General features: G+C 61.8%; 5 protein-coding genes. 1 reads left to right on the top strand and 4 read right to left on the bottom strand.

The window, feature by feature from the left end; genetic code table 11:
* Positions 1–67: 67 nt before the first annotated feature.
* The 4 genes from WCJ41_RS20105 to WCJ41_RS20090 form a co-directional block, all read right to left on the bottom strand.
* Complete coding sequence (locus tag WCJ41_RS20105; protein ID WP_336907621.1) at positions 68–478, bottom strand: RidA family protein; 411 nt, start codon at positions 476–478, stop codon at positions 68–70.
* A 10-nt stretch (positions 479–488) separates the two neighbouring features.
* The gene (locus tag WCJ41_RS20100) at positions 489–1,616 is read right to left on the bottom strand and encodes a hypothetical protein (RefSeq protein ID WP_336907620.1); all 1,128 of its coding nucleotides are present in this window, start codon (positions 1,614–1,616) and stop codon (positions 489–491) included.
* Positions 1,617–1,621: 5 nt separating this feature from the next.
* Entirely contained in the window at positions 1,622–2,773 is a 1,152-nt protein-coding gene (locus tag WCJ41_RS20095) for a cupin domain-containing protein (protein ID WP_336907619.1), read from the bottom strand.
* A 117-nt stretch (positions 2,774–2,890) separates the two neighbouring features.
* Complete coding sequence (locus WCJ41_RS20090) at positions 2,891–4,519, bottom strand: GMC family oxidoreductase N-terminal domain-containing protein (protein ID WP_336907618.1); 1,629 nt, start codon at positions 4,517–4,519, stop codon at positions 2,891–2,893.
* Between the two features lie 136 nt (positions 4,520–4,655).
* Between WCJ41_RS20090 and WCJ41_RS20085 the strand changes: the two genes are divergently transcribed.
* The coding region (locus WCJ41_RS20085) for a GntR family transcriptional regulator (RefSeq protein WP_336907617.1) at positions 4,656–4,858 on the top strand (203 nt) is incomplete at its 3' end.

The following is a 4,858-nucleotide window of genomic DNA, read 5'->3' as shown; positions in this document are numbered from 1 at the left end:
TACAAACTCTTGGGCCGCAAGACATCCGGATGTCTTGCGGCCCAAGAGTTTGTACATGCAGCAATCCTTAATCTTGTGTTTTGGGAAGCGGTTTATAGACGATTGCTTCCATTTCGATCTTGGTGTTGATCACGGCCCTGGCCTCCACCGTCGTGCGGGCGATCACGGCGTCGCCGATCCCCTGTTGGAAGGCCTTGTTGTAGCGGCCGAAATCACGCGTGTCCTCGAGATAGGTCGTGATGCGCACGATGTCCTGCAGCGTTGCACCCTCGGCGGCGATTATGCGCTCGATGGTCTTGAGCGTCGCCAGCGTCTCCTCCTCGATGGTGCCGGAGATGACGTCGTTGTTCTCGTCCTTGGGCACCTGGCCGGAGACGAAGATGTAGTCGCCTGCCCTCACCGCGGGGTGGAACGGCAGGTTGGGGTTCTTCTTGCCGATCGCGTAATGTGCGGGGGAACGTTGGGCGCGATCTGTCATGTCAGGGCTCTCACAGGACGTTGGATTCGATGATGTCGACGCCGCCGATCCGGTCCACGAGATAGATCAGGCCACGACTGTCGGTGGTGACGTCGTTGGAAGAGGCACGCGGCGCGCCGGGTTGTGGGTCCGGAATGTAGGAACCCACCTCCCTCGGCGCGAAGGGATCAGAGATGTCGACGAGGCGAAGACCCTGCGCGAACCATGCAAAGGGAATGATGTTTCCCGAGAAGCGCTCCGACGGCTGGTGACAGCCCATCATCTGTTCCTGCGGCGCGCCGTCGGGATCAAGGCCCGCTACCTGGAAAGTGGCAATCGGCAGCGGGTTGGTTTCCTGGGTAATGTCGTAGATCCAGGTGAAGGCCGGCGGCGACGGTCGGAGTTTGGCCACGTCCTCGTCCGCCACCACCATGATGCGGCGGCCTTTCAGGTCCTGCGGCACCGGCAGGCAGGTGTGGGTGGGATGTGGGAAGCTGGGACTCGAATTGACATGCGCGATGGCCCTTGGCTTCGTCATGTCCGAGATGTCGAGAATATAGAAGCCATGGTGCCAGTAGCTGACGTATAGCCGGTCGCCCATGCGGATGGGGTGGTGGCAGCGCGGCGTCACGTAATCGTGCCACGGATAATCCTCTCCGCCTCCAGTCCATTGTCCGGGGATCCACCAGCGGCCAACTTCAACCGGATTGCGGGGGTCGATCAGATCGAGGATCATCACGATGTTGCCGACGTAGCCCTCGGCCGTCGGTGAGATATAGGCGTAGCGGCCATCGAAATCGTAGCGGTGAACGCCCTTTCCGCCCGTCATCCATTTGGAGATGGGCTTTGGATCATGCGGCTTGCTGACGTCGTAGACCGCCAGGCCCCCGGTGAAATCCTCCGGACCACCGGTTCCGAATTTCTCGTGATTGACGATCATCACGCCGTTCTGGACCCGCACCTTGTGCGAATGCCAGCCCGGCGGAACTTCGATCGTTGTGATCTTGCGAGGCTTCCTCGGGTCGGACACGTCGAACAGCGTCGTGCCGCTCGGCGGGCGCATGTGCCCCACATACATGGTGGTGCCATCGACCCACACCTGCCCGCCGCCCGGACAGTCGGCATGGCCCAAGAACTTCGTGTTATGCGACGATGCCAAGGCTGTCAGGCCAGCCGCAGCAGATCGCCAGCGGCGTTCCTGCCCCAACGCCTGTAGAGCAGAAGAGCGCGCTGGGTAGGCGCATCGGTGGCCCCGAAAAAGATCACCGGCTCCGTCTCTGAACCGTTGACATGCTCCACCCAGCAGCCGCCGGGAACCGCCAGCGTGTCGAACTGGTCCCAGTCGTAGCGCTTTCCGTCGATGATCGAGTGGCCCTTGCCAGTGAACGGTGCGAGCAGCAGGCTCGCGGTCTCGCGCTGGGGCAGCGTGCGCTCCCCCGGCCGCAGCATCTGGGCATAGAAGTTGATCGTGTGGAATACCGGTCCGCCCGTGGTGGGGTCGATGTAATCCACAACGATACCCTCATGGGGATCGCCATCCCAATCCTTCAATGCGTCGAGGGTGGCCTGCATTCTTTCCCAGCGGTAAACATACATTGGGGAGGAAAGCCCGCCGCCCCGCTTATGGTCGAGGAAGCGGGGCTTGAGGCCGCCTTCGCCATAGATGCGCTGGGAATAGTCAGCCGGATAGCGCGCCGCCTGGACCATCTTCGCAACTTCCTTGCCGTTCTCGATCTCGGTGTATTTGTGGTCGAAGTGCACGGCATGCAGCGTTTCGACGAGGGGAAGGTCGAGCACCGAAAGGTTCACCGCGGGCTCGCCACCCACCGTGCCGTGGTTGTGCCAGGCGTCGTTGGGCGTCAGCACCATGTCGCCAGGGCCGAAGATCACGTTCTCGCCTTCAACGCCCGTGAAGTTGCCGGTACCCGTCAGGCCGAAGCGCACCGCACTGGGTGAGTGTTTGTGCGGCGGCATGATCTCGTCAGGATCATTGAGTCGGTAGGCCGTATACATCGTGGAGACAGAAGCGCGCTTGGGCGCGAGGCCCGGGTTGACCAGAATGAGGGAGCGGCGCTCGCTGTCATCCATGGTGATGAGGCGTGCCGCGCGCTGCAGGAGCGGCTCGATGTCGGAATATTTCCACACGAAGGGCACGGCCTTCGAGGTGGCCATCAACTGCTTGATTTCGTCGTGCTCCACACCCTGTGACGTGGCCCAGAACGGAAACATGTTCTTGGCGTAGAGTTCATCATAGAGGCCCTTGAGCGCTGCCTCCTTGAGGCGGAGACTTTCGGTAGCCGGTTTTGCGTTAGACATTCGGAGACACCTCGCGAAATGGAAAACCACTGAGAACCTTTTGCAACCATAACAGTCATGGTTGGCACGATCAACCGTGAAATCTCAACCAAGTTCAACCAAACCGCTCAACCACGTTCAGGGGAAAACGCGTTGCGCGGCACCCGCCCGAATGAGATCTGAGGCCTTCTCGGCGATCATGATGACTGCGGCATTGATGTTGCCGCAGGGAAGGTCAGGCATCACCGAGGCGTCGACGACGCGCAAGGCGTCGATGCCGCGCACCCTCAGTTCAGGGTCGACCACGGAATTGGCATCCGCACCCATGCGGCAGGTGCCGGCGGGATGGTGCACCGTGATGGATGTCTTGCGGATGTGTTCGTCGATCTCATCATTGCTTTCGCACTTGGGGCCCGGCACGAATTCCGCCGCCACGAATGGCTGCATCGAGGGCTCTGCCGCCAGCTTCCGCGCGACCTTGAAACCATAGCGGAGCGAGTCCCAGTCGCGCGGCGAAGAGAGGAAGTTCTGGTGGATGAGCGGTGCGACAGCAGGATCCGCCGAAGCAAGTTCGATCCGCCCGCGGCTTTCGGGCTGAGTGGCCACGATCCGGGTGGCAAAGCCATCGGCGAAGGGTTCCTTGAAGGGCGGGAAATACGGCCATGCGGCCAATGGCGCCGCCGTGAACAGGATCTGCACATCGGGCAGAGGGCGCGTGGCGTCGCTCTTCAGGAAGGCAACCACCCCGCCCGGCACATCAGCCGAGAAGCCGCTGCCCAAGAGATAGGTTTTCATGAAGTCGATGCCGATGCGGTCGGCCCGCATCATGCGGTAGAAGGGGCCGGGCGTCTTCCTCCGGTACATCAGGATAACCGACACATGGTCCTGCAGGTTTTGTCCGACTTGCGGGCTCGCGACTTGCGTTTCAAGTCCCAGCCTGGAAAGTGCCACGGGGTCCCCGATGCCGGAAAGCATTAGCAATTGCGGGGTGTTTATGACCCCGCCCGCCAGGATCACCTCGCGCTGCGCCGTGGCCTTGCGGGCGATGCCGCCGCGCATGTATGCGATTCCCGAAGCGCGGCCGTTCTCGATCATGATGCGGGTGGCGAGCGCCTCGGTCTCCACCTTGAGACCGGGGCGTTTCATGGCGGGCCTCAGATAGGCGGTCGCGGCGCTGGCCCGGCGGCCTTTCTCGATCGTCATCTGCAGCCGCCCGAAGCCTTCCTGGACGGCGCCGTTGTAATCGTCAGTCTGCGCGAAGCCGGCCGTGTGGCTTGCCATTGCAAAAGCCTCGATCAGCTCGTCCTTGTACTTGCAGTGCCGGGTGTTGAGCGGGCCATCACCGCCACGGTAGGCGTCAGTGCCGCCTTCCCAGCGCTCCGACTTGCGGAAATAGGGCAGCACCCTTTCGTAGGACCAGTCGGCAAGTCCAAGCGAGGCCCAGCGGTCATAGTCGCCACGGTTGCCGCGCACATAGGCCATGGCATTGGTCGATGACGATCCACCGATCACCTTGCCGCGGGCGCATTCCACCCGGCGGTTGCCGACATTGGCTTCCGGCTCACAGAAATACATCCAGTCATGGCGGCGCTCGACGAGTATCTTGCCCCAGCCCAGCGGAATGTGAATCATGGGGTCCTTGTCCCAGCCACCAGCCTCGAGCAGCAGGACGGAGGACTTGCCGTCTTCGGTCAGGCGATTGGCCAGCGTGCAGCCCGCCGAGCCCGCGCCAACGATCACGTAGTCAAATGTCGCGCTGCCTGGCATGTCTTACTCTCGCTCGGCCGGCGTCCCATGATCGGGTGGGTCAGAAAGGCCGGAAATCTGACAGCGCAAGTTTCAACCATTGACGACCAGGGTTGTCAACCACGGGGTTTTCGCCTAATTTGGTCGCAACCGGCTGATGAATATCGGAGCAGTTGCAGTGTCCGTAAGCAGAACCTTGGATGAGGGTCCCTCTGACATTGGCGGCATTGTTTCCGCCATCCGGCAGTTGCGGGAGGCGGGCGCCGAGCTCCCTTCGGAACGCGAGATGGCGTTGCAGTTGAACGTCAAGCGCCACCAGCTGCGTAAGGCGCTGGAACAATTGCGCAAGGCAGGCGACAT

Origin of the sequence: Aestuariivirga sp. (genome assembly GCF_037139295.1) — a bacterium.
In the GTDB taxonomy this organism is placed as follows: domain Bacteria; phylum Pseudomonadota; class Alphaproteobacteria; order Rhizobiales; family Aestuariivirgaceae; genus Aestuariivirga.
The sequence above is the reverse complement of the archived record's forward strand: the minus strand, read 5'-3'. Positions and strand labels throughout refer to the sequence as shown.

Coding starts and splice junctions, on each gene's coding strand:
- WCJ41_RS20095 (WP_336907619.1), bottom strand. CDS start 2,773: ATGTCTAACGCAAAACCGGCTACCGAAAGTCTCCGCCTCAAGGAGGCA.
- WCJ41_RS20105 (WP_336907621.1), bottom strand. CDS start 478: ATGACAGATCGCGCCCAACGTTCCCCCGCACATTACGCGATCGGCAAG.
- WCJ41_RS20090 (WP_336907618.1), bottom strand. CDS start 4,519: ATGCCAGGCAGCGCGACATTTGACTACGTGATCGTTGGCGCGGGCTCG.